A 26,775-nucleotide genomic window follows, 5' to 3' on the forward strand; every position below is an offset into this window, starting at 1 on the left:
TGGCCTTTTACGGTTCTAATTACCGTCGATCTGCGATAGCCCGGTTTTATGATTGATGTGCTGCTCCAGACCCTTCCCTTCTTTGCCCTAATTGGGCTTGGGTTCGGTGCCGCAGCGCGCGGTTTCTTTCCGCCGATCGCAACAGCCTATCTGACCCGTTTCGTGTTCTACTTCGCCCTGTCAGCGATGCTGTTTCGCTTCTCTGCCAACCTGACGCTGGCCGAAGTGATCAACTGGCCTTTTATTTGGGCCTATGTCGCTGGGGGCGCCGTGGTCTACGTCTTGGCAACCCTCATTGCGCTGATCCGAAAGGTCGGCGTCGAAGAAGCCGCGGTCGAAGCGCAATGCGCGGTGATCGGAAATACCGGCTTTCTCGGCGTCCCCATGTTGGCGCTTCTGCTGGGAGAAGCGGCCATTGGTCCGGTCATGCTGGTTTTGGCAGTGGATCTGTTTGTCTTTGGCAGCCTGATCGTGATCCTCATCACAGGGCACAGAGATGGGCGGGTCAGCCCGGCCATCCTGTCAACGATTGGCAAAGGGTTGGTGACCAACCCAATGATCGTTTCCATCGCCTTGGGATTTGCCTGGTCCGCCACAAATTGGGCTCTTCCCGCACCCATCGACCGGTTTCTTGAGATCCTGTCAGGGGCCTCTACTCCCGGGGCACTTTTTGCCATCGGGGCGTCCCTCGCAGTCAAATCCGCTGAGCGCTTGTCTGTGGCCTCATGGCTCAGTTTTGCCAAACTGGTTCTGCACCCGGCTGCTGTCGCTTTCTTCGCCCTGATGGTCTTTGACGTCGCGACCTATCCAGCAGGCGTAATGATCGCCGCTGCGGGTCTGCCGGTTGCTGGAAACGTCTTTATTCTCGCCCAACACTATGGCGTTGCGCCGCATCGCGTTTCAGCCTCCATATTGGTATCGACAGTCCTGTCGATTCTGACCGTCTCTGCCATTATCTCCTGGATAAGCTCATGATCCTTCTGACCGGCGCCTATCGCCTGTTTTTCCCCGCCGCAGGCCTGTTCGCCGGGCTCGCGATTCCTCTTTGGCTTGTTCTCTTCATGGGGGCCGCAGAAGGTATGAGCGACCCCTTCTTGTGGCATCAGCACGAGATGCTGTTTGGTTATCTGCCTGCCGCCGCTGCTGGTTTTCTGTTTACTGCCATCCCAAACTGGACCCGTCGCGACGCATTGCCACCCGTTGGTATCGCGCTTTTGTTTGCCCTTTGGCTGGCCGGTCGCGTGGGAATGTTCGTGGATCCCGAGGCCCTGTCTTCTCAGATCATCGCACTTCTGTTCTTGCCCGTGGTCGCGGGGCTGGCCCTGGGCGAACTGGTGCTGGCAAACAATCGCCGCAACTTCGTCGTCGCCGGGGTCATATTTGCTCTGGCCCTTGCACAGGCAACCTTCCTTTGGATGGATGCAGATATCGGGCTGACAGCGGGGTTTGCGCTTAGTGTCATCCTGATGGTGCATATTGGTGGGCGTGTGACTCCGGCCTTTAGCCGCAACTGGTTGAAGAAACGTGGAGCACCCAAGCTGCCTGCCTCTTTTGGCACCATTGATCAGGCAGCAATCACTCTGACGGTTGCGGCCGCCATCAGCTGGGTTGCGCTTGGCGCAACTGTTGTTACAGGTGCACTCGCTGCCGCCGCGACCGCATCCCTTGCATTACGGCTGTCACGCTGGTGTGGCCTATCGGTCTGGTCCGAACCGCTTCTTTTTGCCCAACACGCGGCCTACGCGTGGCTGGTGATTTCCATGGCGCTGCTGGCCATGGCGGGATTGGGAGATCTGGCGACCGGCAGTCAAATTCGTCACGCTATAGGCGCCGGCGCAATCGGTTCGATGACCGTGATTGTGATGTTAAGGGCAATTCTAGGTCATTCAGGCCGACCCATAGAAGGCCGCCCAATTGATATCGCGATTTTCCTTTGTTTGCATATGGGGGCTGCAATGCGGGTATCTGCTGATTGGTTCGGCACGCCGATAGGAATGATCCACGGGGGCGGAACACTTTGGGCTCTGGGCATGGTCCTTTTTGCGATCCGCGCATTCCCCATTGCAATCGCGCCCCGGCTTTAGTTAGCTCTCACAGAACCGTATCACCCAAACCACATCACCAAGGAGCGCGATGATGGAAATCCAATCGGAAAACGCCTGTTTCGGCGGCGTACAGGGCGTTTATACCCACGCATCCAAAGCCACCGGCACCGACATGACTTTTGGTCTGTTCCAACCGGCAGAAGCACAGGACGGTCCGGTGCCAGTCCTGTGGTATTTGTCGGGCCTGACCTGCACCCACGAAAACGCGATGACCAAGGCAGGTGCTCAGGCTTGGGCGGCCAATGAGGGAGTCGCGCTAATATTCCCTGACACCTCACCTCGCGGAGAAGGTGTGGCGGATGACGACGCTTACGACCTCGGCCAGGGAGCCGGGTTTTATGTGAATGCCACCGAGAATCCTTGGGCACCACATTTCAACATGTGGGACTATGTGACCGAGGATCTGCCGGAATTAGTGTTCAACGAATTTGCACTGGACGCCGACCGGCAGGGGATCACGGGTCATTCGATGGGCGGGCACGGTGCATTGACCATCGCCATGACCATGCCCGAGCGCTTCCGTTCCGTGTCGGCTTTTTCGCCGATCTGCAACCCGACGGCGTCAGATTGGGGTCGCAAACAGCTGGGCGCCTATCTGGGTGGGGACAACACCAAATGGGTTGCCCACGATGCAAGCCTTCTGATGAAGAACAACGGGTTTGAAGGTCCGATGCTGATCGACACAGGCACCAAGGATCAATTCATCGACTTGCTGAAACCCGAAGCGTTGGCCAATGCCATTGCGTCACGGCGCCAGCAAGCGATCTTCCGCATGCAGCCGGGCTACGATCACAGCTATTTCTTTGTCTCAAGCTTCATGGAAGACCATGTGAGTTTCCACGCAGAAGCGCTTTACGCGTGATCTATGTCGATGCAGATGCCTGCCCGGTGAAAGCCGAGGCCGAGGCGGTGGCCACGCGTCATCGCCTCAAGATCTTCTTTGTCTCAAATGGAGGCCTGCGTCCTTCGCAAAACCCGTTGGTTGAGATGATCTATGTTCCGGACGGGCCGGATGTGGCGGATATGTGGATTGCCGATCGGGCGGGTCCCGGGGATGTGGTCATCACGGGTGACATCCCTCTCGCTGCAAAATGCGTTGAAGCTGGCGCACAGGTGTTGCGGCCCAACGGAGAGCCGCTCACGGAAAAGAACATAGGTCAGCAACTGGCCACCCGTGATCTCATGACCGACCTGCGCGCAGCGGATCCATTCCGTCAGGGTGGCGGGCGCCCCTTTTCAAAGGCAGATCGTTCTCGATTCCGGGATGCTCTTGAACAGGCGGCTCGCCGTGCGCAAGCTTCGCGCCCTAAATAACGCTGCGCGTAAAACACGGGGTAAATTCCCAATTTTTTCCCCTTATCCCACCCAGTGATATCCTGTTTCGTGAAATGCAACAGAGCGGAAGCTCGGATCACAAGCGGGGAAGTCATGGAACTTATTATCAGTCTTATCGCAGGCGCTGTCGGTGGCAACGTGGCGGGCAAAACCGTCAGTTCAATCAACCAAGGCACCCTGATCAATTCGATCGCGGGTATCGTCGGAGGCGGCGTTGGCGGACAGATCCTTTCGATGATCGGTGCGGGCGCGCTTTCAGGCGGCGGCATGGATTTGATGGGCATCATTGGCCAATTGGCATCGGGTGGTGTTGGTGGAGGTGCCTTGCTTGCCATTGTCAGCGTGATCAAAAACGCGATGTCCAAATAAAACCATCAACGAGTTTATCGAGTGTTGTTTTAAGCAGAAGTTGGGTAGCGAGTGCGGGGGGGGCTGATGCCCCCTTTTTTTGCTCAGGCAAACAACCCGTCAGGTGCGCCGCGCCGCCTCTACGAGAGCCTGCCCCAGAATAACCGTACCTGCAGCCCCGATCACACCACCTGCCACTCGGTTTAGGCGCAATAGTGCAGTCGGGCTTTTCATCCACCCCCGCGCCTTGGCCGCCAAAAAAGCGTAGGGTGTAAGCGTGCTGAAGAGAACCAAGATTGTCAGCGCCGACAGTTCAGCCCATGACAGAAAGCTGATGATTTCCAAATCCACGACGGTTGGCAATAGGGCGAGGTAAAAGACAATCGCCTTGGGATTGGAGAGCGTGACTGCGATCCCACCAAGAAAAGCCTTGGCTGTTCCACGCCCCTTTTGCTTATGCACCTGGGTCACACCAACCTCGCTGCACCAGAATTTGTAGGCCAGATAGATGAGATATAATCCACCAAGGAGTTTGACCGCGATGAAGGCACCTGAAAAAACTTTGGCGATAGCAGCGAGGCCTACAATAGCCACCGTCAGATAGATCAAGTCACCTATTGCAATACCGGCAAGCATATACATCGCAATACGGAACCCACCGCCGAGAGATTGACCCACCAGAGCAGCAATGCCTGGGCCGGGGATCACAGCGGCAATGGACAGAGCAATTGCATAGGTGAGAAGCGGAGCTATGCTTTCCATTTGCGGGAGCCTCTTGTCAAAACACACGCACATTAGCTTCCACCTTCCAAGCCAACAAGATAAATGGCACGCTTTTTGGCCGGTTTCTTCTCCTCATCCCTTGCCTAACCACGCCTCGCTTTGTAGGCATAAACCGACACATCAAAGAGGGCCTTCTCATGCCGCATAGCGACCCGAAAACCCTTGTTTCGACCGAATGGCTTGAAACCCATCTGAAAGATCCGGACCTGCGGGTGATTGATGCCAGCTGGTATCTTCCCGATATGGGACGCGCCGGAAAAGCCGAGTATGACGCAGATCATATTCCCGGCGCACGGTTTTTCGACATAGACGAAATCGCCGACCTGCGCTCCAATCTGCCCCACACCGTGCCCCCGGTTGAAAAGTTCATGTCGCGAATGCGCGCGATGGGCATTGGGGACGGACATCAGGTGGTGGTCTATGACGGCATGGGCATGTTCTCGGCCGCGCGCGTCTGGTGGATGTTTCGCCTGATGGGCAAGATGGATATTGCCGTGCTGGATGGGGGTTTCCCGAAGTGGAAGGCCGAGGGGCGCCCGATTGAAGACCTGCCACCGGTCGTCCGCGACCGTCACATGACAGTCAGTCGACAGGCCCACATGATCAAGGATGTGACCCAGGTGGCCGCAGCTTCAAAACTGGGTGATTACGAAATCATCGACGCCCGTTCGCCAGAACGGTTCCGCGGCGAAGCCCCAGAGCCGCGTGAAGGAATGCGCGTAGGCCACATTCCGAATTCGAAAAACCTGCCCTTTGGCAACTTGTTCAATGCCGATGGCACCATGAAGGACAAAGCGGGCATCCGCGATGCCTTCAATGCGTCCAAAGTGGACCTCGACAAACCTGCAATCTTGTCCTGTGGCTCGGGCGTGACCGCCTGTATTCTGGCTCTGGCCATGGAACGCATTGGCCATAATCGCCACGCTGTCTATGACGGAAGCTGGTCGGAATGGGGCATGTATAATGACCTGAAAGTCGCAACCGGAGAATAACGCGATGTTCAATTCCCTCAACGCTCAGCCCGTCGACAAGATCATGGCGCTGATGCAGATGTATCGTGAGGACCCTCGCGATAACAAGATCGACCTTGGTGTCGGAGTATATAAGAACGCACAAGGTGTGACCCCGGTCATGCGCGCGGTGAAGGCCGCGGAAAAGGTGCTTTGGGATATCGAAAGCACCAAGTCCTATACCGGTCTGGCCGGTGATCCCGCCTATAGCAATGCCTTGTCAGGACTGGTTCTGGGTGACGCGAAGGACAACACTCGCCTCTCGATGGCCGCACAACCCGGCGGCACCGGTGCAATCCACCAGGCGGTGGAGCTTATCAAGATGGCCAACCCGGGCGCCACCATCTGGTTGTCCGCCCCGACCTGGCCGAACCACCCCTCGATCATCAAACATCTCGGGATGACGATGGCGGAGTATCGTTATTTCGACAACGCCACCCGCGCAGTTGATTTCGACGGTATGATCGAAGACCTGAAGGGTGTGAAAGCGGGTGACGCGGTGTTGCTGCATGGCTGCTGCCACAACCCGACCGGCGCAAATCTGAACTTTGAACAGTGGAAAGAAGTGGCCGCACTTCTGGAAGCCAAAGGCGCAATTCCCTTCATCGACATCGCCTATCAGGGCTTTGGTGATGGTCTGGAAGAAGATGTCGCTGGCGTGCGCCTGATTGCTCAGGCCGTACCGGAAGTGATGATCGCCGCCAGCTGCTCGAAAAATTTCGGCATCTACCGTGAGCGTACCGGACTTCTGATGACCCTTTCGGCCAATGCCGATCAGGCGGGCATCACCCAGCAAAACCTGACCCATCTGAACCGTCAGAACTTCAGCTTCCCGCCCGATCACGGCGCGCGCCTTGTGACCATGATCCTGGAGGATGACGGTCTGAAAGCGGACTGGATGGCAGAACTGGAAGAGGTCCGTCTGGGTATGCTTAGCCTGCGTCAGCAACTCGCCGACGAACTGCGCAGCCGCACCAATTCGGATCGCTTCGGCTTTATCGCTGAACACCGCGGCATGTTCTCGCGCCTTGGCGCGACGCCTGAGCAGGTCGAAAAAATGCGCGTGGATTACGGGATCTATATGGTCGGCGACTCGCGTCTCAACATCGCGGGACTCAACAAAGACACCGTGCCGGTTCTGGCCGAAGCGATTGTGGCAGCTGGCGTCTAACCCTTTACTGTCGATACCCAAATAAAACAAAGGGGACGCATTTCGCGTCCCCTTTTCCGTTAGATCTATGTGTCCTTCAGCAGCTTTTCTTCTGACTGAAAATATCCTCGCCGAAGGCATTGCCGCGCCCGAAGGCGCGGCAATTTCTGCTTACGCGTTGGTGAACTCGGGATAGGCTTCCATGCCCAGTTCAGCCACATCCAGCCCGCGCATCTCGTCATCCGCATCCACCCGCAGGCCAACGATGCCTTTGATCAGGTTGAAGAGGATATAGCTGACCACGAAGGTGAACCCGCCGATGGCTGCAAAGCCGATGATTTGGGTCACGAAGCTTGCGTCGCTATTGGTCCAAGCCACAATGAACGTGCCCCAGAAGCCAGCGATCAGGTGGACCGGGATGGCGCCAACCACGTCGTCGATCTTAAGCTTGTCCAAGAGCGGCACAGCGTAGACCACAATCGCGCCACCAACACCGCCGATAATCAGCGCTTGGAACAGGCTCGGAGCGAGCGGTTCAGCGGTGATCGACACAAGGCCGGCCAGCGCACCGTTCAGCACCATGGTCAGATCCGGCTTGCCAAAGCTTACCTGGGTCAGGATCAGAGCAGCAACGGCACCCGAAGCCGCAGCCATATTGGTATTTGCGAAGATCCGGCTTACGTCGCTGACGTCACCAATGGTCCCCATGGCAAGCTGCGAGCCGCCATTAAAGCCGAACCAGCCGAGCCACAGGATGAATGTCCCCAGCGTAGCCAATGCGAGGTTCGAACCGGGCATGGCAATCACACGGCCATCTTTGTATTTGCCCAGACGCGGACCCAGCACAAGCACACCTGCGAGGGCTGCGAAACCACCGGCTGCGTGCACAATGGTCGAGCCTGCGAAGTCCTGGAAGCCCAGACCATCGAGCCAGCCGCCACCCCACTTCCATGACGCTTCGATCGGATAAACCACACCGGTCAGAAGAACGACAAAGAACAGGAACGGCCACAGTTTGATCCGCTCTGCCAGCGTACCCGAGACAATCGACGCGGTGGTCGCGCAGAACATCAGCTGGAAGAAAAAGTCCGACCCGACAGAGGCATAGCTGACGTCCGCCATATCAGCACCAACGCCCACAGGCTCCAGTGCGGCAGGCGCAATCGCCCCAAGGAAGCCCGGAATAATCCATGCGTCGCCCGGGTACATCAGACCGTATCCGACCAGCCAATACATGAGCGCCGCAAAGGAAAAGAGCGACACGTTCTTGATCAGCTGCATCGTCACGTTTTTCGACCGCACGAGCCCTGCTTCGAGCATCGCAAATCCAGCTGCCATCCAGAAGACCAGAAAGCCGCCCATCAGGAAGAGGAGTGTGGTGAAGATGAACTGGCTGTGGGCTGCGGCTTCGCCTTCCGCCAGAGCCATTCCGGGCAAGGCAACCAACCCTGCGGTGAGTAATAGTCGTTTCATGGTCATCCCCTCAGATTGCGTCCAGATCGGTGTCGCCGGTGCGCACACGCAGCGCGCTTGCGACATCCAATGTGAAAATCTTGCCGTCACCGATCTTGCCGGTCTGTGCGGACTTGGCGATGGTGGTGACCACCTCTTCCGCCAAGTCGTCCGCAACAACGATTTCCAGTTTCATTTTCGGCAAGAAGTTCACGTCATATTCCGCACCGCGATAAATCTCGGTGTGTCCCGCCTGGGCTCCGAACCCTTTGATTTCCGTTACCATCATTCCGCTTACTCCAAGATCCACGAGCGCCTCGCGCACCTCGTCGAGCTTGAACGGCTTGATCGCTGCAATGATCAGTTTCACGCCTGTCTCCTTTTCTCTGGGCACGAAACCTGATCGCGCCGTCCCCCATATCGAGGCGGATTGCGCGGTTTTTGGGCAGGGTGAGGGGGTTAAAAGAGGGAGAAAAGGCATCACAAAGCGGCTAATGCGTAAAAATGCTGCGCCTGCAAAATGTGTGTGCTTAATTTTTCACCATTAGACAAGCCGTGCAAAACCCTGCCCATGGCCTCACGAAAACTCGCATCACGCGTTGGATCGGACTACACAGAGGCCTGTTGATTCGTTACCTTCGCCTCAACGAGCAGATCTGGATCCTGAAAAGATGAGCCCATCCGGCCGCAATCGCCCCGTACTGGTGGCTGACAAACGTTACTCCTCTTCCAAAGCGGCGGCCAAGAAACCCGCCGCAAAGAAAGCTGCGCCCAAGCGCAAGTCACCTGCCCCCAAACGCGGAGGCGGAGGAAAGAAGGGCGGCGGCGGCATCCTGATGTGGCCGGTGCATCTGGTCATGTGGGTGCTGCGCCTGATCTGGCGGCTGATGTGGAAAGGCGCGGTGGTTGTTGCGCTGATCATCGGTTTGGCGGTGTTTTATTTTGCCTCGACCATGCCCGAGCTCAACACCATGCTCGACGGCCGAGCCAAAGGGTCCGTCACAGTTCTTGATCGCTATGGCGACGTCTATGCATGGCGTGGCGATCAGCGCGGCGGCACAGTAACCACGGAAACTGTCAGCCCCTTTCTGCGTGACGCTGTCGTGGCATCGGAAGATAAGCGGTTTTATCGCCATCTCGGCCTCAGCCCACGCGGCATCGCCTCTGCCATCCGCATCAATATGCGTGAAGGGCGTGGACCTTTGTCTGGGCATGGCGGTTCGACGCTGACACAACAGGTGGCAAAGCTCCTGTGTCTGGGTGTGCCTTATGACGCCGATAAATGGGACAGCGAAGCGGCCTATGAAGCTGACTGCCGCAAGGGTTCGCTTTGGCGCAAAATGAAGGAAGCCGTTTATGCGATGGCGTTGGAGGCAAAGTTCTCCAAGGCTGAAATCCTGACCATCTATTTGAACCGAGCATATTTGGGGGCGGGGTCCCATGGGTTTGATGCGGCTGCACGTCGTTATTTTGCCATACCAGCCGCAAAACTTAACCCGGCACAGGCCGCTATGCTGGCGGGCATGTTGCCGAAACCCTCGGTTTACGCGCCCACCAACAACCTGAAACGATCACAGGATCGCGCTGCAACGGTGCTGCGGATGATGCGCGAACAGGGCTACATTTCTCCGAAACAAGAAAAAAAGTTTCAGAACAATCCGGCGGTGCTGTCGCGGGCGGCCAAAGCGCAGGCCGGTGGCTATTTCGCCGATTGGATCATGCGCGACATGCCCGCATTCCTGACCCGCAAGACCACTGAAGATGTGGTGATCAAATCCACCCTTGATCCCGCCATTCAGACCGCCGCCGAAGACGCCATCGACTGGGTGTTTGAAAATAAGGTGCGCGAAGGATCGAAAGCACAGGCAGCCATCGTGGTGATGAGCGCCGATGGTGCGGTCCGCGCCATGGTCGGTGGACGCGAAAAACGTGTGGTTGGTGCCTTTAACCGGGCAACCCAGGCCAAGCGCCAGACCGGATCCTCGTTCAAACCCTTTGTCTATGCCGCCGCTCTGGATCTGGGATACAAGTGGAATGACTTTGTGCTGGACGAACCCTATTGCCTGAACATTCCGGGTTCTGGCGAATGGTGCCCCAAGAACTACACCCGCAAACATTACGGGAATGTCAGCCTGACCGAGGCGTTGGCCAAGTCACTCAACGTGCCGGCGGTAAAGGTGTCCGAAGCCGTTGGGCGCGAGGCGGTCAAGACGGTTGCCTCGACATTTGGGATCGAAAGTGATCTGGCAGCCGGTCCCGCATTGGCGCTTGGCGCGTCTGAAAGCACTCTCTTGGAAACCACCGGGGCCTATGCGGGTATTTTGAACGGCGGTTCATCTGTGACACCTTACGGGCTGACCGAGCTTACGCTTGTTGGGGACAAAAGCCCGCTCATGACCCAAACGGGTGGCATGGGTGAACGCGTAATCTCGAAATCCGCCGCCAAACAGCTTGTCTATATGATGAGCCAAGTGGTTGAAAAAGGATCCGGCCATCGCGCTCGTCTTAAAGGGCGCGAAGTGGCAGGCAAAACCGGCACCACCCAAGGGGCCAAGGACGCTTGGTTCATCGGCTTTACCGCGGATTATGTCGCTGGAATCTGGATGGGTTACGACGACAACACGCCGCTTAAAGGTGTGACCGGAGGCGGTTTGCCCGCCGAGATCTGGAAAGTTGCCATGAAGAAGATCCATGCCGACATTCCTGCTCGCCCTCTTCCCATGATCCGCCCCGGCCAAACCCCACGTTTTGAAGGTGAGGTCTTTTCTTCTGAATCTGACACATTCGGACGCCCGCCCTCACAACAAGGTGGAAACCTTGGTGACGTGGTCGAAGATGTGCTGATCAACGTAATCCGTGGGATTTTTGGCCAGGGCAACTAAGCGCGACACCCCCCTGTCCCGGCGAGTATCGCGGCAACCGCCGTGCCCAGCGCATCAGTGGTTGCCGTAAGACAATTTTTCACGCACAGCGGAATAACCAGCACCGCGGCGTCCTAGTTTACGCTGACCATCACGCGTTTTCTTCCGCAAGCGTATCAACCAGAGCAACCAGAATGCGCCCCCAGCCCGCTTCGTGATTGTCACGTGTCTCTTCGCTCAGAAAGCGTACATGGGTGAGCTTCAGATGCGTCCCACCGTCAGCATCGGCAAAATCGAGTGTCACCGTGCTATCATCCACCGAATAAGGGCTTTCCCAGGTAAAGACGATGCGATCATGCGGCGAGATTTCGCGATATGTGCCAGCGTGAGGGATCTCGCCGCTTTCGGGCTTCATGATGATCTCGAACCGCCCACCTTCCCGTGGGTCCGTATTGGCGCTTGGGACACTCATATCCGGGCCGGGCAACATGAATTTTTTCAACATTTCGGGTGACAGCCATGCCTCGAACACCGCTTTGCGCGGGGCTTTGATAATACGGTCAACACTCAGGGATAAATCAGTCATCATTTTCTCCTTTATCTGTGATCAACACATCCAATGCCTCAAGACGCAGCGCCCAAATTGAGCGCAGCCCGGCGAACCAGTCATCTACAAGTCGCAACGGGTCCATCTGCACTTCGATCATATGCTCGCGCCATTCGGTGCGACGCACCACCAGCCCGCCCCGCTCCAGCACTTTGATATGCTTCGAGATGGCGTTCAGGCTGATCTCAAACTGGCGGTGAATATCCGTTACCCGCATCGGACCGTGCTGCGCCAACAACGTCAGGATCTGTCGGCGGGTGGGGTCACTCGCGGCCTTGAGGATTTCGCTCAGGCGATCTTCTGCGATTCGATCATTTTTTCGTTCAACCATACGGATGAATAACATACCTCACCGCATCAATCAACCATGTGGATGAATGATAAGACAAACAAAAGCCCCGACGCCGCAAAACGCCGAGGCCAAATCTCAGATATCCGTAAAGATCAGAATTTCGCGAGATCCCGGATCAACACGTCCAGATCACCCTTGCGCTTATCCAACATCGCACCGATTTCCTTGCGCTCGGATTTCACGATCGAAATCCCTTCGACATGCATATCGATGAATTTGCCGTTTTTGGCCGACACGATGAAAATAACATCGAACGGTGACTGTCCTGCCAATTTGGTTTTGGTCAACACTTCAAACCGGCTTTTGACCTGCTGCGTGCTGACAACTTCAATCTTACCGCCTTCAAACTCGCGGAACCGGCTGCCATATCGATTGGCGATATAGCCGGTAAACGCTTTGATAAAAGCTGATTTCTGTCCGCTTGATGCCGAACGACCATCAACACCCAATGCAGCAAGGGCGATAAATTTGGTATCTGCATATTGCTTAAAGACACCTTCAAACCGGCTGATCATCTTGGCCTCGGATTGCCCCGAATTGATGATGGAGTTGATGTCTGACACCACCTTGCCAATCAGGATCTCTGCCTGCCCCGCCGAAATCGCCGCCATCGCAGCCCCCGGCATGACCAATGCAGCCGCCAAACCACCGACAACCATACGTCTGTTCATCATCGCAATCTTACCCATCATAAGCCTCGTAAAGATCATCTAACTCATCATCCTCGACCACCTGACCAAGCTCATAGCGACGACTGTCGAGGTAGTAGAGTTGCAAGGTCGAATACCCGTCACCATCACTATAAAGGATACTGTCCACACTATCAGCGAAATCGTATCGATCACCAAATTTTGACACGACCCAGGCGGCTTTTGGAAGATGCCGCACTTCGGTCGGCAATGCATAGCCTAGTGGGTTCAATACAAAATCGACGAGGATCCCTATGCCGTCACGTTCCGTCGACGCGCCGAAGAACGGAAGCACCACATAATCACCTTCCGGAGCACCCCAGACGTGAAGCGTTTCGCCAAAATCACTGTTGCGCTCTTCCAGCCCGATATCGCTGGCCACATCAAACAGACCCAAAAGCCCGAGGGTCGAATTGAACAGGAAGCGCACGGAATTGTGCACCGCATCATCAACCTTGCCCTGCAGGAACTTGTTCACCACAACGCCGGGCAAGCCAGCATTGTCCGAAAAATTGGTCACGGCAACGCGGGCCGGTTTCGGAACCTGCCCATAGACATCGGACGCCGGGCTAATCAACGCCTTGTCCAAAGTAATATTCGCGCGATGGGTTCGGCGGTTCTGTTCTTCATGCGGATCCGCGTAGCCTGTTGGGCTCGGCGCCTGCGAGCATGCTCCGAGTACAACAAGGGCCGCTATGGCCAGGAGATTGATGTGTTTCATCGACAGCTATTGCACCCATCTACCGCAAATACCGAGCTCGGGCGTCTATCCTCTGATCTACGTATCCGGTGACACATATAGGTTGATATCAGTTTGCCCAGAGGGGATCATCTTTGCTTGAATAAATGTGACTATTTGGCGACAGGGATTTGCAGCTTTTTGCCGAATAGCCAGCATTTCGCAACGAACTCTTCCTGCATCCGCGCAGGGTGCAGGAGCGAGGCTAGACAACCAACCACCCAAGAAAGCGTGATATACACACTGAATAATAGTTTCCCGTGGAACCACACTTCAATGGTCTTTCTGATCACCCGCCTCAAAGACAATTTCATCTGGGCGTATCAAGACGAGCAAGCGGCGCATTTCGACTTTCCCAATTCCGCGAACCGGGCTAGCGTCCGGGAAACGAGATGAGGAGACACGCGACATGAGTGGATTTGAGAAAAGACTTGCCGAAATCGGCGTCACCCTGCCCGATGCTCCAGCACCTGCGGCCAACTACGTTCCATATGTTCAGATTGGCGATCTGGTCCATGTATCTGGCCAGATTTCGATGAAGGACGGTGAATTTATTGTCGGCAAGCTTGGGGACAATATGGATGCCGAAACCGGCGCTGCTGCAGCCCGACAGTGTGCGATTGCACTGCTGGCACAGGTCAAAGCGGCCTGCGGAGGCGATCTGGACCGACTGCAACGCGTGGTCAAACTGGTCGGCTTCGTAAATTCCACCTCAGACTTTGGCGACCAGCCGAAAGTGATCAACGGCGCATCGGACTTCATGGTCGAGGCCCTCGGGGATGCTGGCCGACATGCTCGATCGGCTGTCTCTGCTGCCAGCTTGCCGTTTGGCGTGGCTGTTGAGATCGAAGGGATCTTTCAGATCAAATGACCCCACTGCCATCCGCATTCCTGAATGCCCCAATAGCCCATCGCGCCTTGCATGACGTGAATGATGGCCGCCCGGAAAACTCCCGCGCGGCCATTCGCGCTGCTATCGAGCAGAGGTATGGCATCGAAATAGACCTGCAATTGTCCAGCGACGGGCAAGCCATGGTGTTTCACGACTACGACCTGACGCGACTGGCCGAGGACAAAGGGGCGATTCGCCTGAGGGCGGCAAATGAGTTGCAGAACATCCCTCTTCGTGGAGGGAATGAAGGCATCCCCACATTTTCTGAAGTCCTTGAAATCATTGGCGGCAAAGTTCCACTTCTTATTGAAATCAAGGATCAGGACGGGGCAATGGGTCCGCGTACTGGCGTCTTGGAGCAAGCTGCAGCGGAATGCCTGAAGTCCTATGAAGGGGATGTGGCGATCATGTCCTTCAACCCGCATGCCGTGCTGGAATTTGCAAAGCATCGTGATGATCTGCCATTGGGGCTTGTGACTTGCGCCTACCTGCAAGAAGACTGGCCCCTCTTACCTGCTGCCACGCGGAATTACCTGCGCGACATTCCAGATTTCGACCGGGTTGGCGCCAGTTTTATTAGCCACGACGTGGCCGATCTTGGCAGTGATGCGGTAACGCGGCTACAGGATCGCGGAACTCCGATTCTGTGCTGGACGGTGCAATCGCGAGAGGTCGAACACACGGCCCGCGCCATTGCTGACAACATCACATTTGAAGGCTACGAGGCTTGACCTCGTCCCGCCGCCCTGCCTCAATAAGCCGGTGACAGACACTCAGGTGAACATTCGCGCCCACGCCAGCCTTTCGGAGATTGCTCCGCAAGACTGGGATGCCTGCGCCTGCCCCGAAGCTGCCTCCGATCGCCCCATTGATCCGTTTACAACTCACCGGTTTCTATATGCGCTCGAACGATCCGGCAGTGTCGGCGGGCAGACAGGATGGCACCCTCACTATCTGACCGTCACAGCGGATGACCGGATCATCGCCTGTGCCCCGCTTTACGGGAAATCCCACAGTCAGGGGGAATATGTTTTCGATCACAGTTGGGCGGATGCCTATCAGCGGGCTGGTGGGAGTTATTATCCGAAGCTACTTATGGCGGTGCCATTCACGCCAGCAACTGGGCGGCGCCTGCTGACGCGATTGGGCTATGAGACGATTGGACAAGCGGCGCTAATTCAAGGGGCCGTCCAACTTGCGGCCGAAAACGAGCTGTCCTCTTTGCACATCACGTTCTGCACCAAAGACGAATCCACTGCCGGGCAGGCTATGGGCCTTCTGCCGCGTGCTGGCTTGCAGTATCACTGGGAAAATCAGGGGTTTTCAGATTTCGACGCCTATTTGACCAGTCTCAACTCTCGCAAACGCAAGGCCATCCGAAAAGAGCGTCGCACCGCGCAGGGGTTTGGCGGTGAGATTGTTGCGCTGACGGGTGCAGACATCCAGCCTGCCCACTGGGACGCCTTCTGGAACTTTTATCAGGACACCGGCGCGCGCAAATGGGGAAGCCCCTATCTAACCCGCCAATTTTTCGATCTGCTGCATGACAATATGCGTGACGACATTTTGCTGGTGCTTGCGCTGCGGCATGGCACCCCTGTTGCCGGGGCATTGAACCTTATTGGGCGTGACACGGTTTTTGGGCGCTATTGGGGCGCGATCGAACATCATCCCTGCCTGCATTTTGAGCTGTGTTACTATCAGGCCATCGACTTTGCCCTGACCCATGGCATGTCGCGCGTCGAAGCGGGTGCTCAGGGGGATCACAAACACGCGCGCGGATATGCCCCTGTTCAAACGCATTCTCTGCACTGGATCCGCGACGAAGGGTTTCGCGATGCGGTTGCCCGGTTTGTGGAAGAAGAAGCAGCGCTCGTCAAAGAGGACATCGCGGCACTGGCCGAACTGGGACCATTTCGCAAATCTGACAAATGAAAGGGATCACCATGCCCAAACTGACTGAAGAGGACCGGCAGAACCTTCTTCCAGCGCTTTATGAAGCAGGCTGGAAGCCAGCGGACGGCCGGGATGCGCTGAATAAAACGTACAAATTCTCAGGTTTCGTCGAGGCGTTCGGCTTTATGACCCGCGCGGCGATATATGCCGAGAAATGGAACCATCACCCGGAATGGTCAAATGTCTACAACCGAGTAGACGTCACCCTCACGTCGCATGATGTGGGCGGTCTAAGCGAACGCGATGTAAAACTGGCACAAAAACTTGATGCTTTGGCCGGGTAGGAATATCTGGGTCTAATACGTTGCAACGCAGATCCGTTGTCCATTGAATTGGCCACAGTCTAGGTTGCAAGACATGCGGGATTGTTAGGAGATCAAAATGAGCCATATCGTAGTGATTGGGGCTGGCCAGGCTGGGTCCTCCCTTGTGGCCAAACTGCGCAATTCCGGGTTTGAAGGTCAGATCACCCTGATTGGTGAGGAAACCGCCCCCCCATATCAGCGCCCACCTTTGTCCAAAGCCTATCTGTTGGGTGATATGGCACTGGAGCGTCTCTATCTGCGCCCCGAAAGTTTCTATGAAGATAATAACATCGCCCTGCGCCTTGGCACCCGTGTGGATGCCATCGACACTGACGCGAAAGAAGTGGTGATCGGGGAAGAACGCCTTTCCTATGATCAACTGGCTCTGACCACCGGCTCTGCTCCGCGCCGCCTACCCGCCGCCATCGGGGGAAAGCTGGAGGGCGTGCATGTGGTCCGCACGCTGGAAGACGTGGACCGGATGGAACCCGAATTTACCGAAGGGCGTCGCGTGTTGATTGTTGGTGGTGGCTATATCGGGCTTGAAGCCGCAGCTGTCGCCGCCAAAAAAGGATTGCAGGTCACATTGGTCGAGATGGCAGACCGGATCCTGCAACGGGTCGCGGCACCCGAGACCTCGGATTACTTTCGCACCCTGCACACCAACCACGGTGTCAAAATCCTTGAAGGGGTTGGCCTTGAAACCCTGACCGGAGAGGGCCGCGTCACCAGTGCACGCCTGTCAGACGGGATGGAAATCGAGACAGATTTTGTCATCGTCGGCGTGGGGATCACCCCTGGCACGGCACTGGCCGAAGCGGCCGGGATTACACTCGACAACGGCATCAAAACCGATGCGCAAGGCCGCACCTCTGCCCCCGATGTCTGGGCAGCAGGCGACTGCGCATCCTTCCCCTATCGCGGCGAACGGATCCGGCTGGAAAGCGTGCCCAACGCCATTGATCAAGCAGAAGTGGTCGCCCGCAACATGCTGGGCGAAAGCATCGAATACGTCGCGAAGCCTTGGTTCTGGTCGGATCAGTATGATGTGAAACTGCAAATCGCGGGTCTGAATGCGGGCTATGACAATGTGGTCACGCGCGACAGCGGCGATGGTGCGATCAGCTTTTGGTATTATCTTGGCGACACGCTTTTGGCGGTGGATGCGATGAACGACCCGCGCGGCTACATGGTGGGTAAACGGCTGATCGAAAGCGGAAAATCTCCAGGCAAGGTGGCGATTGCTGATCCTGCCACAGAACTGAAGACCCTTTTGAAATGAGGATTATCGCAGGGCGTTTTCGTGGGCTGGCGCTGGCCAGTGTTGGCAAAGGGGATGCGGGGGCGCATCTGCGTCCCACCACAGACCGCGTCCGCGAAAGCCTGTTTTCAATGCTGACGGGTGGGCGATTTGGTGATCCAATTGAGGACGCCCGAGTGCTCGACCTGTTTGCCGGAACCGGCGCCTTGGGGCTGGAAGCCCTATCGCGGGGCGCCTCTCATGTCACATTCGTGGATGATGGACGGAAATCGCTCTCTCTCATCCGGGAAAACGTTGCCAAGTGCCGCTGTAAAGACGAGGTGACAATTGTGAAGCGGGACGCCACTCGACTCCCGGAAGGCACTCCCCACGACCTTATTTTCCTCGACCCACCCTACGGCAAAGGAATGGGCGAGAAAGCATTGGCATCAGCCATGACAGGGGGCTGGATTGCCCCCGGAGCATTGATTGTCTGGGAAGAGAATGCCGAGATCACCCTGCCCGACGGCGTCGAACTTCTCGACAGCCGCCGCTATGGCGACACAGTGATCTCTGTTTGTGAAATGGTGGACTAATCCGCCACCAATCGCTTAGCCCCAAGTGGGGTGGAACTTGTCCGCCGGTGAGAGCGTGAAGATCTCGCAGCCATCCGCCGTCACGCCAACCGAGTGCTCGAACTGCGCCGACAGAGTTTTGTCGCGGGTGATTGCGGTCCAGTCATCGCCAAGGATCTTGGTTTCCGGGCGACCCAGATTAACCATCGGTTCGATGGTAAAGAACATGCCCTCTTCAAGAACCGGCCCCATGCCGGCGCGGCCATAGTGCAACACGTTGGGTGGGGCGTGGAACACCCGGCCAAGCCCGTGACCGCAGAAATCGCGCACAACTGACATGCGTTTTTCTTCCACATGTTGCTGGATGGCGTGCCCGATATCACCAAAGGTATTGCCCGGCTTCACCGCAGCAATCCCGGCCATCAGCGCGTCATGCGTGACCTGAATCAGACGCTCGGCAAACGGTTTGATCTTGCCCACTTTAAACATGCGCGACGTATCACCATACCAGCCATCAACAATCACCGTCACGTCGATGTTGAGGATATCCCCCTCGACCAGCTCATCATGTTTACGACCTGACTTCTCGTTCTTCATCTTCGGGGTTTTGGATCCCGGAATGCCGTGACAGACCACATGGTTGAGCGAAATACAGGAGGCGTGTTTGTAGCCCTTGTAGCCGATGGTCGCAGACACGGCACCCGCCTCGTCCACCATATCCTCGATCGCCTTATCTAAATCGGCCGTGGTCACGCCCGGGGCCACCATCAGCGCAACCCGGTCCAGGATCTCAGCCGCCAGCTTGCCAGCGGCATGCATGCCCGCGAAATCTTCGGGGTTATAGAGGCGGATCCCCTCTTTGGTCACGCGCATCTTGTCATCCATCGCCATCATCCTTCGGCTCTCACAGCGGCTGTTTTGCTCTAAATAGGGCAGTCATTGCCAAATCGCCAGAGGCTTAGGGCAAAAGGTCAACAGGCTTGCCAATCTCCACCCCCTCTGGACTGATCACCGTGTCATAACACAACACCCCAACACCCGCTGCTCGTGCATATTCAAATTCCCGCGCATAGTTGGGATCAATATCTCGGGCCAGATCGAAACGATCACAATCGGTGCGTTGAACCAGATAGAACATAACCGCGCGATGCCCTTCGCGCACCATGTTGGACAGCTCCCCCAAATGCTTCGCCCCGCGGGCGGTGACGCTGTCAGGAAACTCCGCCAGCCCGGATTTGCGTGATAGGGTCACGGATTTCACCTCAACATAGGTAAGCCCATCTCCTTCCAACAAGAAATCAATTCGGCTTTTTTCGCCATATTTCACCTCGGGACGCACGCGATCATAAGCGCCCAACTCGGGAAATGCGCGCACCTCCAATGCTGCCTTCAAAGCGCGGTTTGGCACCGAAGTGTCCACCCCAGTGAAATGGCCGTTTTCATGGTCCACCAGTCGCCAGCCATATTTCAGCTTTTTCTTCGGGTCGTCGTTGGGTTCAAGCCAGATTTTCGCGCCCGGCTCTGCCAGCCCCATCATCGACCCCGGATTGGCGCAATGGGCCGTCACTTCTCGCCCATCCTCAAGCGTGGCGTCAGCAAGAAAACGTTTGTAACGTTTGATCAGTCGGGCAGGGACAAGGGGGGTGGGAAATTCCATAACCCCGGCCTATACCGAAGAGACTAAAGGAGCAAGCGATGGCAAATCCTACAGCCGCAATGCTGGTGATCGGAGATGAGATCCTGTCGGGTCGCACCCAGGATACCAACACCCATTTTCTCGCGGGCAAACTGACGGCGATAGGCATTGATCTGAAAGAAGTGCGGGTTGTGGCTGATGATGCAGACACGATCGTTTCGGCGGTCAAGACGTTGGCACACAGCTATGATCACGTCTTCACATCGGGCGGGATTGGCCCCACCCATGACGATATTACAGCCGACTGCATCGCCACAGCTTTTGATGACCACATCGACATTCGCCAAGACGCCTATGACCTGTTGGCAGCGTATTACGCGCAGGACGGCAAGGACTTCAACACAGCCCGCCAACGCATGGCCCGCATCCCTGATCGCGCCCTACTTATCGACAATCCAGTGTCGGTCGCGCCGGGTTTTACACTCGAAAACGTACATGTCTTAGCAGGAGTGCCCAGCGTCTTCAAAGCAATGGTCGCCAGCGTGCTGGCAACACTCACCGGCGGGGCACCTCTTTTATCTCAAACCCGCCGCATCAATCGCGGCGAAGGGGATCTGGCGGGTCCACTGGCCGAACTGGCCCAGCAATTTCCCGATCTTTCAATCGGGTCCTACCCATTCCTGCATGAAGGGGTGTATGGTGCAAATATCGTAGTGCGCGGCACAGATGTCGCGCGCTTGTCTGATGCCATTGCCAAACTGAACCAGTTATTCCCGGAGGACACATGACCGCCAACGCCAAGCTGCACCAGGAATTGCCCAGCGCCGAGACGCTGATTGAGGTTTGTGAAGCGACCTGGCCCCCTGCAGATGTAAAGCGCGTTGGGGCCTGGATCATTCGTGACGGTCAAGGGGGTGGCAAACGCGTTTCCGCTGCAACCGAGAACTGGCCAACCACTGAGGCGGATCTTCCTTCGGCAGAAAAAGCAATGCGTGAGATCGGACAAGAACCGCTGTTCCAGATCAGGGCGGGGGATGAACATCTGGATGACATGCTCGAGCAGCACGGATATTCCAAAATAGATGAAGTGAACATCTGGGTTATACCCGTGGGGCGCCTGACCCATGAAACGCCTCCTCCGGTATCTGCCTTCTGCATCTGGCCCAATCTGGCTGTCATGCAAGAGCTGTGGAACCGTGGAGACATCGGATCCGAACGACAGGCCGTGATGGACCGGGCAGACTGCCCCAAAACCGGTCTGTTGGCACGGACGGATGACACGCCATCAGGTGTCGGATTTGTCGGGATCAGCGACGATATTGCAATGGTCCACGCCTTGCATGTGGAAGAAAGCCTGCGTCGGATGGGCACCGCACAAAATCTGTTGCGACAGGCCGCCCTCTGGGCAGAAGAACAGGGTGCAAAATATCTTTCGCTCATTGTCACTCAGGGAAACCAAGCGGCAAACCCGCTTTACGCCAATCTTGGCATGCATTTGGTTGGCCACTACCATTACCGCACAAAACAGGCCTAGGAGCAGAAAATGGGGCAGCAAAATAATGGGGTAACAGAGCTAGACCTGCCAATGGTCGACCCTCTGCCCGATGACATTCAAAAGTATTTTGATATTTGCCAAGAGAAACTCGGCCTCGTCCCCAACGTCCTTCAGGCATATGCCTTCGACATGGAAAAACTTCGCCCCTTCATGGCGATGTATAACGAGCTGATGCTGGGCGAAAGCGGATTGACCAAACTGGAGCGTGAGATGATCGCCGTGGTGGTCAGCTCGGTCAATCGCTGCTGGTATTGCCAGGTCGCCCATGGTGCAGCGGTGCGCGAACTGTCCGGTGATCCGCAACTGGGTGAAGCAATGGTGATGAACTGGCGCGTCGCTGATCTTGATGATCGCCAGCGCGGCATGCTCGGGTTTGCCGAGAAAATCACCAAAAGCTCATCCGAGATTGAAGAACATGATCGACAGGCGATGCGGATCCTCGGCTTTACGGACAAGGATATATGGGACATCGCCGCCACTGTGGGCTTCTTCTCAATGTCCAATCGCATGGCGTCCACCGTCGGCATGAAACCAAATGAAGAATACCACGCCCTGCATCGATGATACGCCTTTGGTCTGCCTTTCTTGTCTGTAGCCTCGCAAGCCCGACGCTTGCGCTGGAATTGCCGTCCGGGGCCGTGAAGAACGCAGAAATCCGTGTTGCACCGGCAGAGTTCGCGCGCAATCGCTTTGACGGGTCAGAGGTCCCCCAGATCAGCCTGCCGGGTGAAATGCAGGTGGAAGCCTGGCAGATCAACGGGGACGGACAGACAAATTACCAACTGATGCAAGCGATGCTAGATCAGCTTACAGACGATGGTTTTCGCGTTGTTTTTCAATGTCAGACTGTATCCTGTGGCGGCTATGACTTCCGCTTTTGGGTGGGTAAGTTTACCGCCCCTGATCTCTTCATTGATCTGGGCAGCTATCAGTACGCGACGGTTCAAAAAGGAGATGAATTTGTCGGGCTGTTGGTCAGTCATGGTGGCGCTGACGGGTTTGTACAGGTCAGCCGGACCGTCACTACTGCGGAAACTACACCCGCTTCGATCAGCACCACGCCCGCTTCATCCGTCACGTCAACAGGACTTGCAGGGGCGCTGCTGTCCACCGGACATGTGGTGTTGTCCGATGTGAGTTTTGAAACCGGGTCCGCCAGATTGGGTACGGGCTCTGATACTCAGCTCGCAGAATTGGCCGATTTTCTGAATTCTTCGCCCAATGCACGTCTGGCGCTCGTTGGGCACACCGATTCTGAGGGCAGTCTTGATGGCAACATCGCTCTGTCAAAGAAGCGCGCAATCAGTGTGCGAACGCAATTGGTCGAAGCATTCGGTGTTCCGGCAAATCAGCTTCTGGCAGAGGGTGTGGGCTTTCTTTCCCCTCTCAGCAGCAATCGGACCCCCGAAGGACGAGAATCCAACCGTCGCGTCGAAGCAGTTCTGCTCTCCACAGAGTAATTGCCCTTCCGGGTGAAGAAAAGGAGCGGCGCAGGTAAAACCTGGCCGCTCAAGACGTCCCACAGACAGGACAGGCGATATTGGGAAAGGCTGGTGTTACCAGCGATCAGGGCCTTTGGTCGCAAAGGCGTGGACCAGAAAATCGATGAATGCACGCACTTTGGGCTGGGTAAACCGGCCCGGCGGGTAAATCGCATAGATCCCCTGCGTGTCCATCGGCAAGTCCGGAATTGTGTCCTCGACCAGACCTTGCTCCATCGCATCTGCGTAGAGGAAGCTGGGAAGATAAGCGATGCCGAGGCCCGAGATCGCGGCATTCAGAAGTGATTGGCCATCATTCACCGACAACCACCCAGCGGAACGCACCTGACGGATCTCTCCGGACGGGGCTGGGATTTTCCACACGTTACCAGAGCTTTGGCTCGAATAGTGCAGCAATTTATGGGCATTGAGGTCGTCAATTCGCTCGGGGCGGCCGTATTTTTCGAAATAGGCCGGGCTTCCAACCATGCGGCGGGTGGTTGCGGCAATCTTGCGTGCTCTCAGAGAGCTGTCTTCCAGCTCTCCAACGCGGATTGCCATATCAAAGCCTTCGCTGATCAACTCTACATAGCGGTTGTTCAACACCATATTCACATTGATATCTGGGAATTCCTGCAAGAACTCTCCCAAAACCGGAGAAAGGTGGTTGACCCCAAAATCCGTCGCAACTGAGATACGCAGAATACCGGAGGGGGCAGATTGCATGGATGTAACCAGCGCGTCTGCTTCACCCGCATCATTCAGAACGCGACGCGCGCGGTCATAATAAGCAAGACCTATTTCGGTGGGGCTGACCCGACGTGTCGTGCGATTCAAAAGGCGCGCACCGAGGCGGGCTTCAAGACTGGAAACATGCTTGGAAACGGCAGATTTCGAAATCCCCATCTTCCTGGCAGCGTCTGTAAATCCACCTTGGTCCACGACGGTGGCAAAGGCTTCCATTTCAGTCAGTCGATCCATGTTCCATCTTTCTACAATACTATCCCCAGCAAGGAATTGTATCGCTGTGAAATGGGGCAAGACTGTGAAGGAGTGCGGACAATAACGGGGAAATTGCACGGATCGTTTGCGTCATGGAACTTATCCACAGGCACAAACCAACCCGTAGTTAATCCGTCATCATCTTGATAAGATTAATATTTCCCAAAAAAATCGAGAGCAAAAACGCCTTAAACACAACCTTCACATCAATTCAATCGGAGCAACACTTAAAAATCCAGGCAAAGATCTGTTCAACAATTGCGAGCTACACAGGAAGGCTCAGGACCGATAGCAGTGTGGTTTGGGCAATCAACGTGGCATCCATCTCGCGGTCCGCACCAAATGCGGACGCCAGAACATGGGCTACCTCACCGAGACTGCGGCCCATCCACTTCCTCTTGCTAAAAAAAATATCCCCGCCGGAGGCTCCGTCAGAGCCCCAAACGCAGCCCACCGATCAAAGCGATGCCGCCAGCCGCGACCCTTGGTCGATGGCACGCTTTGCGTCAAGCTCTGCGGCCACATCTGCCCCGCCTATCACATGGGCAGTGATCCCCTTTTGAGCGAGCTGATCCGCGAGTGTGCGATTTGAGATCTGCCCCGCGCAAAGGATCACGTTGTCCACCTCGATCACCTGTGGGTTCTCGCGAGTTTCTCCGGTGGATACCATTAGCCCCTCGTCGGTGATGCGCTCGTAATTCACGCCGCCAACCATCTCGACCCCTTTCATCTTTAGGGTCGCACGGTGGATCCAGCCAGTGGTCTTTCCCAATCCTTTGCCCAGCGCTTGCGCTTTGCGTTGCATCAGGGTCACTTGTCGCGCAGGGGCTTCGGGTTTTGGCCCTTCGGGGGACAGACCACCGCGAACCTCTTCGGGATCTGCCACGCCCCATTCAACCAGCCATTCCTCAAGGTTCTCTGTCGGGCTTTCCCCGGCCTGTGTCAGGAACTCGGCCATATCAAAGCCGATCCCCCCGGCGCCGATAATGGCTACACGGTCCCCAACTTCTGCACCGTCGCGCAACACATCGATGTAGGAAAGCACCTTGTCGCCGTCCTGCCCCTCAATTCCCGGATCACGCGGAGAGACACCGGTGGCGATGATCACCTCATCAAATCCGGTCAGATCATCCGCATTCACTTCTTTGCCCAATTGCAAATCGATATCCGATGCCTCGACCATGCGCTTGTACCAGTCGACAAGTCCCACGAACTCTTCTTTTCCGGGGATCTTCTTGGCCATGTTCAATTGACCACCCACCTGATCGGCGCGATCAAACAGGGTCACATCATGACCACGCTCGTCTGCAACAAGTGCAGTCGACAAACCGGCTGGTCCAGCACCCACAATGGCGATGGATTTCGGCGTGTCGGTCATCTCATAGGAAAGCTCGGTCTCATAACAGGCGCGCGGGTTGACAAGGCAGGTTGAGATCTTGCCGCCGAAAGTGTGATCTAGACAGGCTTGGTTGCAGCCGATGCAGGGCGCAATGCGATCGGCTTCACCCGCTGCGGCTTTGGCCACGAAGTCGGGATCTGCCAGAAACGGCCGCGCCATCGAAATCATATCCGCCGCGCCACCGGCCAGTACATCTTCGGCAGTGTCAGGGTTGTTAATCCGGTTGGACGTGATCACCGGGATTGTCACTTGCCCCATCAGCTTTTTTGTCACCCAAGTGAAAGCTGCACGCGGAACAGAGGTGGCGATGGTCGGGATACGTGCTTCGTGCCAGCCGATGCCGGTATTGATGATCGTGGCCCCGGCCTTTTCGATTTCCTTGGCGAGTTGCACAACCTCGTCGAAACTTGACCCATTGGGTATGAGGTCAATCATCGACAGGCGATAAATCACGATGAATTCTGGGCCTACAGCCTCGCGCACCGCTTTCACCACCTTGATCGGCAAACGCATCCGGTTTTCATATGACCCACCCCAGCGGTCCTCGCGCTTATTTGTATGGGTAACAAGGAATTGGTTGAGGAAATACCCCTCAGAGCCCATCACCTCGACCCCGTCATATCCAGCCGCCTTGGCGCGGGCTGCGGCGGTGGCGAAGTCGGCGATTTGTTTCTGGATGCCTTCTTCATCAAGCTCCTTAGGTGGGAAAGGCGAGATCGGGGATTTCAACGGACTGGCAGAAACACAATTCGGTCCGTAGGCATAGCGTCCTGCGTGCAGGATCTGCATGGCGATTTTACCACCTTCTTCATGCACACGATCTGTAACGGATTTGTGGTTGGCAATGTCTTGGTCCGAGAACAAACCCGCAGCACCGGGAAACACGCCCCCTTCAGCATTGGGCGCCATGCCGCCCGTTACGATAAGACCCGCCCCACCACGCGCCCGAGCGGCATAGAACTCAGCCACCCGGTTCCAGTCCCCACGCTCTTCAAGACCCGTGTGCATCGACCCCATCAGAACGCGGTTTTTCAGCGTCGTGTACCCGAGATCAAGCGGGGCAAGGAGGTTGGGGTAGCTGGTCATGATGCGCTCCTGTGGGGGAATCTGGTGCTGGCCGTATTACGTACTTATCCGTCCGGTCACATTGACGCGCGCGTAAAGCAATGTCATCTGAAACGCTGCGTAAGTTATCGGTCGTTGGACCGATTTTTCATGAGCACACTGATCAATCGATCGGCATTGTCCGAGGAAAAACAACGTATGTCTGCCTTACGCAGAGCAGCTGCAGTCGCTCCAAACC

30 protein-coding genes are annotated in these 26,775 nt (G+C 56.3%); 18 read left to right on the top strand and 12 right to left on the bottom strand.

Going from position 1 to position 26,775, the window contains the following annotated elements:
- Positions 1 to 48: 48 nt before the first annotated feature.
- From O2N63_RS00720 to O2N63_RS00740, 5 genes are all read left to right on the top strand, one after another.
- On the top strand, positions 49 to 975 hold the full coding sequence (locus O2N63_RS00720; RefSeq protein WP_271052108.1) for an AEC family transporter: 927 nt from the start codon (positions 49 to 51) through the stop codon (positions 973 to 975).
- Positions 972 to 2,084: an NnrS family protein gene (locus tag O2N63_RS00725; protein WP_271052109.1), complete on the top strand. Its 1,113-nt coding sequence runs from the start codon at positions 972 to 974 to the stop codon at positions 2,082 to 2,084. The genes O2N63_RS00720 and O2N63_RS00725 overlap by 4 nt, the downstream gene beginning before the upstream one ends.
- 52 nt (positions 2,085 to 2,136) lie before the next feature.
- Positions 2,137 to 2,967: an S-formylglutathione hydrolase gene (gene fghA / locus O2N63_RS00730; RefSeq protein ID WP_271052110.1), complete on the top strand. Its 831-nt coding sequence runs from the start codon at positions 2,137 to 2,139 to the stop codon at positions 2,965 to 2,967.
- A complete protein-coding gene (locus tag O2N63_RS00735; protein WP_271052111.1) occupies positions 2,964 to 3,419 on the top strand; it encodes a YaiI/YqxD family protein in 456 nt (151 codons plus the stop codon). The genes fghA and O2N63_RS00735 overlap by 4 nt, the downstream gene beginning before the upstream one ends.
- A gap of 114 nt (positions 3,420 to 3,533) precedes the next feature.
- A complete protein-coding gene (locus tag O2N63_RS00740; RefSeq protein WP_271052112.1) occupies positions 3,534 to 3,809 on the top strand; it encodes a hypothetical protein in 276 nt (91 codons plus the stop codon).
- A 99-nt stretch (positions 3,810 to 3,908) separates the two neighbouring features.
- Here the strand turns inward: O2N63_RS00740 and O2N63_RS00745 are convergent, their stop codons facing one another.
- Positions 3,909 to 4,550 carry a LysE family translocator gene (locus O2N63_RS00745; RefSeq protein ID WP_271052114.1) on the bottom strand — a complete coding sequence of 214 codons (642 nt, stop codon included), beginning with the start codon at positions 4,548 to 4,550 and terminating at the stop codon, positions 3,909 to 3,911.
- A gap of 158 nt (positions 4,551 to 4,708) precedes the next feature.
- On the opposite strand from O2N63_RS00745, the gene sseA reads away from it, so the two are divergent.
- Positions 4,709 to 5,563: a 3-mercaptopyruvate sulfurtransferase gene (sseA, locus tag O2N63_RS00750; protein ID WP_271052115.1), complete on the top strand. Its 855-nt coding sequence runs from the start codon at positions 4,709 to 4,711 to the stop codon at positions 5,561 to 5,563.
- Between the two features lie 4 nt (positions 5,564 to 5,567).
- Complete coding sequence (locus O2N63_RS00755) at positions 5,568 to 6,752, top strand: amino acid aminotransferase (protein ID WP_271052116.1); 1,185 nt, start codon at positions 5,568 to 5,570, stop codon at positions 6,750 to 6,752.
- A gap of 150 nt (positions 6,753 to 6,902) precedes the next feature.
- Here the strand turns inward: O2N63_RS00755 and amt are convergent, their stop codons facing one another.
- Both amt and O2N63_RS00765 read right to left on the bottom strand, forming a co-directional pair.
- A complete protein-coding gene (amt, locus tag O2N63_RS00760) occupies positions 6,903 to 8,204 on the bottom strand; it encodes an ammonium transporter (RefSeq protein WP_271052117.1) in 1,302 nt (433 codons plus the stop codon).
- A 10-nt stretch (positions 8,205 to 8,214) separates the two neighbouring features.
- Positions 8,215 to 8,553 (bottom strand): P-II family nitrogen regulator, encoded by a 339-nt coding sequence (locus O2N63_RS00765; RefSeq protein WP_271052118.1) that lies wholly within the window; start codon positions 8,551 to 8,553, stop codon positions 8,215 to 8,217.
- Between the two features lie 301 nt (positions 8,554 to 8,854).
- Between O2N63_RS00765 and O2N63_RS00770 the strand changes: the two genes are divergently transcribed.
- Positions 8,855 to 11,065, top strand: a complete 2,211-nt coding sequence (locus tag O2N63_RS00770; RefSeq protein ID WP_271052120.1) for a transglycosylase domain-containing protein — start codon at positions 8,855 to 8,857, stop codon at positions 11,063 to 11,065.
- 130 nt (positions 11,066 to 11,195) lie between these two features.
- On the opposite strand, the gene O2N63_RS00775 is transcribed toward O2N63_RS00770, so the two are convergent.
- From O2N63_RS00775 to O2N63_RS00790, 4 genes are all read right to left on the bottom strand, one after another.
- Complete coding sequence (locus tag O2N63_RS00775) at positions 11,196 to 11,630, bottom strand: SRPBCC family protein (RefSeq protein ID WP_271052121.1); 435 nt, start codon at positions 11,628 to 11,630, stop codon at positions 11,196 to 11,198.
- Entirely contained in the window at positions 11,623 to 11,982 is a 360-nt protein-coding gene (locus O2N63_RS00780; protein WP_271052122.1) for an ArsR/SmtB family transcription factor, read from the bottom strand. The genes O2N63_RS00775 and O2N63_RS00780 overlap by 8 nt, the downstream gene beginning before the upstream one ends.
- Before the next feature lie 113 nt (positions 11,983 to 12,095).
- On the bottom strand, positions 12,096 to 12,695 hold the full coding sequence (locus O2N63_RS00785; RefSeq protein WP_271052124.1) for an MlaC/ttg2D family ABC transporter substrate-binding protein: 600 nt from the start codon (positions 12,693 to 12,695) through the stop codon (positions 12,096 to 12,098).
- Entirely contained in the window at positions 12,685 to 13,413 is a 729-nt protein-coding gene (locus tag O2N63_RS00790; protein WP_271052126.1) for an MlaA family lipoprotein, read from the bottom strand. Before O2N63_RS00790 ends, O2N63_RS00785 begins: the two co-directional genes overlap by 11 nt.
- A gap of 427 nt (positions 13,414 to 13,840) precedes the next feature.
- Here O2N63_RS00790 and O2N63_RS00795 point away from each other — a divergent pair, with 427 nt between their 5' ends.
- The 6 genes from O2N63_RS00795 (at position 13,841) to rsmD (ending at position 18,420) form a co-directional block, all read left to right on the top strand.
- Entirely contained in the window at positions 13,841 to 14,302 is a 462-nt protein-coding gene (locus tag O2N63_RS00795) for a RidA family protein (RefSeq protein WP_271052127.1), read from the top strand.
- The gene (locus O2N63_RS00800) at positions 14,299 to 15,054 is read left to right on the top strand and encodes a glycerophosphodiester phosphodiesterase family protein (RefSeq protein ID WP_271052128.1); all 756 of its coding nucleotides are present in this window, start codon (positions 14,299 to 14,301) and stop codon (positions 15,052 to 15,054) included. The genes O2N63_RS00795 and O2N63_RS00800 overlap by 4 nt, the downstream gene beginning before the upstream one ends.
- A gap of 31 nt (positions 15,055 to 15,085) precedes the next feature.
- Positions 15,086 to 16,258 carry a GNAT family N-acetyltransferase gene (locus O2N63_RS00805; protein WP_271052130.1) on the top strand — a complete coding sequence of 391 codons (1,173 nt, stop codon included), beginning with the start codon at positions 15,086 to 15,088 and terminating at the stop codon, positions 16,256 to 16,258.
- Positions 16,259 to 16,269: 11 nt separating this feature from the next.
- Positions 16,270 to 16,563, top strand: coding sequence for a 4a-hydroxytetrahydrobiopterin dehydratase (locus tag O2N63_RS00810; RefSeq protein ID WP_271052131.1), 294 nt, complete (start codon positions 16,270 to 16,272; stop codon positions 16,561 to 16,563).
- 97 nt (positions 16,564 to 16,660) lie between these two features.
- Positions 16,661 to 17,866, top strand: a complete 1,206-nt coding sequence (locus tag O2N63_RS00815) for an NAD(P)/FAD-dependent oxidoreductase (protein ID WP_271052132.1) — start codon at positions 16,661 to 16,663, stop codon at positions 17,864 to 17,866.
- Complete coding sequence (gene rsmD, locus O2N63_RS00820) at positions 17,863 to 18,420, top strand: 16S rRNA (guanine(966)-N(2))-methyltransferase RsmD (RefSeq protein WP_271052137.1); 558 nt, start codon at positions 17,863 to 17,865, stop codon at positions 18,418 to 18,420. The genes O2N63_RS00815 and rsmD overlap by 4 nt, the downstream gene beginning before the upstream one ends.
- Positions 18,421 to 18,435: 15 nt before the next feature.
- Here the strand turns inward: rsmD and map are convergent, their stop codons facing one another.
- Both map and sfsA read right to left on the bottom strand, forming a co-directional pair.
- Positions 18,436 to 19,290, bottom strand: coding sequence for a type I methionyl aminopeptidase (gene map, locus O2N63_RS00825; protein ID WP_408629770.1), 855 nt, complete (start codon positions 19,288 to 19,290; stop codon positions 18,436 to 18,438).
- 67 nt (positions 19,291 to 19,357) lie between these two features.
- Positions 19,358 to 20,056: a DNA/RNA nuclease SfsA gene (gene sfsA / locus O2N63_RS00830; RefSeq protein ID WP_271052139.1), complete on the bottom strand. Its 699-nt coding sequence runs from the start codon at positions 20,054 to 20,056 to the stop codon at positions 19,358 to 19,360.
- A gap of 38 nt (positions 20,057 to 20,094) precedes the next feature.
- On the opposite strand from sfsA, the gene O2N63_RS00835 reads away from it, so the two are divergent.
- Genes O2N63_RS00835 through O2N63_RS00850 form a run of 4 tightly spaced genes read left to right on the top strand, consistent with a single transcriptional unit; the run spans position 20,095 to position 23,050 of the window.
- The gene (locus O2N63_RS00835; RefSeq protein WP_271052140.1) at positions 20,095 to 20,823 is read left to right on the top strand and encodes a competence/damage-inducible protein A; all 729 of its coding nucleotides are present in this window, start codon (positions 20,095 to 20,097) and stop codon (positions 20,821 to 20,823) included.
- Positions 20,820 to 21,569 carry a GNAT family N-acetyltransferase gene (locus O2N63_RS00840; RefSeq protein WP_271052142.1) on the top strand — a complete coding sequence of 250 codons (750 nt, stop codon included), beginning with the start codon at positions 20,820 to 20,822 and terminating at the stop codon, positions 21,567 to 21,569. The genes O2N63_RS00835 and O2N63_RS00840 overlap by 4 nt, the downstream gene beginning before the upstream one ends.
- A gap of 9 nt (positions 21,570 to 21,578) precedes the next feature.
- Complete coding sequence (locus O2N63_RS00845; RefSeq protein ID WP_271052143.1) at positions 21,579 to 22,154, top strand: peroxidase-related enzyme; 576 nt, start codon at positions 21,579 to 21,581, stop codon at positions 22,152 to 22,154.
- A complete protein-coding gene (locus O2N63_RS00850) occupies positions 22,151 to 23,050 on the top strand; it encodes an OmpA family protein (RefSeq protein ID WP_271052144.1) in 900 nt (299 codons plus the stop codon). Before O2N63_RS00845 ends, O2N63_RS00850 begins: the two co-directional genes overlap by 4 nt.
- Before the next feature lie 96 nt (positions 23,051 to 23,146).
- Here O2N63_RS00850 and O2N63_RS00855 read toward each other — a convergent pair whose 3' ends face one another.
- The 3 genes from O2N63_RS00855 to O2N63_RS00865 all read right to left on the bottom strand — a co-directional run bounded on the left by O2N63_RS00855 (position 23,147) and on the right by O2N63_RS00865 (position 26,558).
- Positions 23,147 to 24,052, bottom strand: a complete 906-nt coding sequence (locus O2N63_RS00855; RefSeq protein WP_271052145.1) for a LysR family transcriptional regulator — start codon at positions 24,050 to 24,052, stop codon at positions 23,147 to 23,149.
- Between the two features lie 286 nt (positions 24,053 to 24,338).
- The gene (locus O2N63_RS00860) at positions 24,339 to 24,461 is read right to left on the bottom strand and encodes a hypothetical protein (protein ID WP_271052147.1); all 123 of its coding nucleotides are present in this window, start codon (positions 24,459 to 24,461) and stop codon (positions 24,339 to 24,341) included.
- Between the two features lie 69 nt (positions 24,462 to 24,530).
- Positions 24,531 to 26,558: an FAD-dependent oxidoreductase gene (locus O2N63_RS00865; protein ID WP_271052148.1), complete on the bottom strand. Its 2,028-nt coding sequence runs from the start codon at positions 26,556 to 26,558 to the stop codon at positions 24,531 to 24,533.
- Positions 26,559 to 26,775 lie beyond the last annotated feature (217 nt).

The sequence above is a fragment of the Aliiroseovarius salicola genome (assembly GCF_027891095.1).
Lineage (GTDB): Bacteria > Pseudomonadota > Alphaproteobacteria > Rhodobacterales > Rhodobacteraceae > Aliiroseovarius > Aliiroseovarius salicola.

Bases quoted from the DNA above. Each gene is read 5' to 3' on its own strand.
- O2N63_RS00720 (WP_271052108.1), top strand. From the start codon at position 49: ATGATTGATGTGCTGCTCCAGACCCTTCCCTTCTTTGCCCTAATTGGG.
- O2N63_RS00725 (WP_271052109.1), top strand. From the start codon at position 972: ATGATCCTTCTGACCGGCGCCTATCGCCTGTTTTTCCCCGCCGCAGGC.
- fghA (WP_271052110.1), top strand. From the start codon at position 2,137: ATGGAAATCCAATCGGAAAACGCCTGTTTCGGCGGCGTACAGGGCGTT.
- O2N63_RS00740 (WP_271052112.1), top strand. From the start codon at position 3,534: ATGGAACTTATTATCAGTCTTATCGCAGGCGCTGTCGGTGGCAACGTG.
- O2N63_RS00745 (WP_271052114.1), bottom strand. From the start codon at position 4,550: ATGGAAAGCATAGCTCCGCTTCTCACCTATGCAATTGCTCTGTCCATT.
- sseA (WP_271052115.1), top strand. From the start codon at position 4,709: ATGCCGCATAGCGACCCGAAAACCCTTGTTTCGACCGAATGGCTTGAA.
- O2N63_RS00755 (WP_271052116.1), top strand. From the start codon at position 5,568: ATGTTCAATTCCCTCAACGCTCAGCCCGTCGACAAGATCATGGCGCTG.
- amt (WP_271052117.1), bottom strand. From the start codon at position 8,204: ATGAAACGACTATTACTCACCGCAGGGTTGGTTGCCTTGCCCGGAATG.
- O2N63_RS00770 (WP_271052120.1), top strand. From the start codon at position 8,855: ATGAGCCCATCCGGCCGCAATCGCCCCGTACTGGTGGCTGACAAACGT.
- O2N63_RS00775 (WP_271052121.1), bottom strand. From the start codon at position 11,630: ATGACTGATTTATCCCTGAGTGTTGACCGTATTATCAAAGCCCCGCGC.
- O2N63_RS00780 (WP_271052122.1), bottom strand. From the start codon at position 11,982: ATGGTTGAACGAAAAAATGATCGAATCGCAGAAGATCGCCTGAGCGAA.
- O2N63_RS00785 (WP_271052124.1), bottom strand. From the start codon at position 12,695: ATGATGGGTAAGATTGCGATGATGAACAGACGTATGGTTGTCGGTGGT.
- O2N63_RS00790 (WP_271052126.1), bottom strand. From the start codon at position 13,413: ATGAAACACATCAATCTCCTGGCCATAGCGGCCCTTGTTGTACTCGGA.
- O2N63_RS00795 (WP_271052127.1), top strand. From the start codon at position 13,841: ATGAGTGGATTTGAGAAAAGACTTGCCGAAATCGGCGTCACCCTGCCC.
- O2N63_RS00800 (WP_271052128.1), top strand. From the start codon at position 14,299: ATGACCCCACTGCCATCCGCATTCCTGAATGCCCCAATAGCCCATCGC.
- O2N63_RS00810 (WP_271052131.1), top strand. From the start codon at position 16,270: ATGCCCAAACTGACTGAAGAGGACCGGCAGAACCTTCTTCCAGCGCTT.
- O2N63_RS00815 (WP_271052132.1), top strand. From the start codon at position 16,661: ATGAGCCATATCGTAGTGATTGGGGCTGGCCAGGCTGGGTCCTCCCTT.
- rsmD (WP_271052137.1), top strand. From the start codon at position 17,863: ATGAGGATTATCGCAGGGCGTTTTCGTGGGCTGGCGCTGGCCAGTGTT.
- map (WP_408629770.1), bottom strand. From the start codon at position 19,290: ATGGCGATGGATGACAAGATGCGCGTGACCAAAGAGGGGATCCGCCTC.
- sfsA (WP_271052139.1), bottom strand. From the start codon at position 20,056: ATGGAATTTCCCACCCCCCTTGTCCCTGCCCGACTGATCAAACGTTAC.
- O2N63_RS00835 (WP_271052140.1), top strand. From the start codon at position 20,095: ATGGCAAATCCTACAGCCGCAATGCTGGTGATCGGAGATGAGATCCTG.
- O2N63_RS00840 (WP_271052142.1), top strand. From the start codon at position 20,820: ATGACCGCCAACGCCAAGCTGCACCAGGAATTGCCCAGCGCCGAGACG.
- O2N63_RS00845 (WP_271052143.1), top strand. From the start codon at position 21,579: ATGGGGCAGCAAAATAATGGGGTAACAGAGCTAGACCTGCCAATGGTC.
- O2N63_RS00850 (WP_271052144.1), top strand. From the start codon at position 22,151: ATGATACGCCTTTGGTCTGCCTTTCTTGTCTGTAGCCTCGCAAGCCCG.
- O2N63_RS00855 (WP_271052145.1), bottom strand. From the start codon at position 24,052: ATGGATCGACTGACTGAAATGGAAGCCTTTGCCACCGTCGTGGACCAA.
- O2N63_RS00860 (WP_271052147.1), bottom strand. From the start codon at position 24,461: ATGGGCCGCAGTCTCGGTGAGGTAGCCCATGTTCTGGCGTCCGCATTT.
- O2N63_RS00865 (WP_271052148.1), bottom strand. From the start codon at position 26,558: ATGACCAGCTACCCCAACCTCCTTGCCCCGCTTGATCTCGGGTACACG.